Source organism: Brevibacillus sp. LEMMJ03, assembly GCF_007197875.1.
Lineage (GTDB): Bacteria > Bacillota > Bacilli > Brevibacillales > Brevibacillaceae > Brevibacillus > Brevibacillus thermoruber.
This window is the reverse complement of the sequence record NZ_VKJN01000046.1, coordinates 1-1320: the sequence shown is the minus strand read 5'-3', so window position 1 is coordinate 1320 and position 1320 is coordinate 1. Positions and strand designations below refer to the sequence as shown.

1 protein-coding gene and 1 pseudogene are annotated in these 1320 nt (G+C 51.4%); both read left to right on the top strand.

Features of this window, described 5'->3' with window-relative positions:
• Positions 1-663, top strand: a 663-nt coding sequence (locus tag FOI68_RS23695) for a vWA domain-containing protein (RefSeq protein ID WP_370512173.1), incomplete at its 5' end; no start/stop codon positions are given.
• A gap of 22 nt (positions 664-685) precedes the next feature.
• Positions 686-1320: pseudogene (locus FOI68_RS22660) on the top strand (VWA domain-containing protein); the annotation flags it as partial.

Below are 1320 nucleotides of genomic sequence, written 5' to 3'. Positions count from 1 at the left end.
TTCAAGCCTGCCGGCTGGACGCCAATTGCCCTCGCCCTCGAGCAGGCGCAGAAAGATTTGCAGTCGTACAAAGGGGAGCAGAACACCAATATCATCTACCTGGTCAGCGACGGGATCGAGACATGCGGCGGCAATCCGGTAAAGGTGGCAAAACAACTGGCCGACTCTGACGTGACGCCCATCGTAAATGTCGTCGGCTTCGGAGCGGACGGGGAAGCGCAGCGCCAGCTCAAGCAGGTAGCGGAAGCCGCAGGGGGCCGCTACGTACTGATCCAGGATCAAAAGGAACTGGAGAAGGAATTTCAGCAGGCCGAAGAGATTGCCCGCAAATGGTTTGAGTGGAGAAGTGGCGCAACTTATGATGCCTTATCAAAACAGCTTTCTCAAGGAGGGGAGATTCTTGCTTTTGGATTTACCTGGGATCAAATGGAAACACGTGAAAGCAATAATTTTCTCGGGGCTTTTTTAAAATTGGAAGGGAGCAAAATTTTGGATAAAAGCACCATTACCAAACTGAAAGAGCTCGAAAAAATACAGAGCAAGTTGATCAAACAACGCGGGAACGAACTGAAGACTTTCCTTGAAAAATTGAACGCCAAAACATATAAAGAAGCAATTGACGCGATCAACCAGCAATATAGCGAAAATGTAAAGAGAAAATAGCTGATGCAAGGAGGTGGAGGAGATGAACACACAAGTAAAAAAGGGACAAAAGCTGATCGCCATCCTTCTTGCATGTTTCATCAGTCTGTCAGCTTGTTCGGGAGAAGAGCAATCGACCAGCACAGACTCATCCGAGACCTCCTTGCAGAGCACCGACAAGGAACAGGCGGAGACGGCAGACAGTAACCCTGCCGAAGAGACCATATCCAAACAAACCGCTACCAGCCGGGAAGAGCAGATCGAGGCGCTGAAAGCACTAATCCCGGACGGCCTGACCAAACTCCCGGAGACAGCGGAGGAGTTTTACAACCTGCCTCCGGGACGCTTTTCCGGTGTCTCGTATGGCAAGCAGGATGAGGAAATCGAAAAGGTGCTTCAGCAATTCCCGAACATCGAAAACCCCGATCACGAAATAATCAAACTGTACTACCTCGCCCTGCTCGGCCTGTTTGCCGAAGATTACCCGGAACCGGAGGAAGTCATCAACCGGATCAAGCTTGCTTCATTTGGCAGCCCGGAGATGGATGATCCGCGCTTTCGGTTCAAGGAGCAGTACAACGTGATGATCGTGCTGGACGCAAGCGGCAGCATGGGCAATATGGCGGGCGGCAAGACGAGAATGGAAGCGGCCAAGGAAGCGATCCGCTCGTTTGTCGC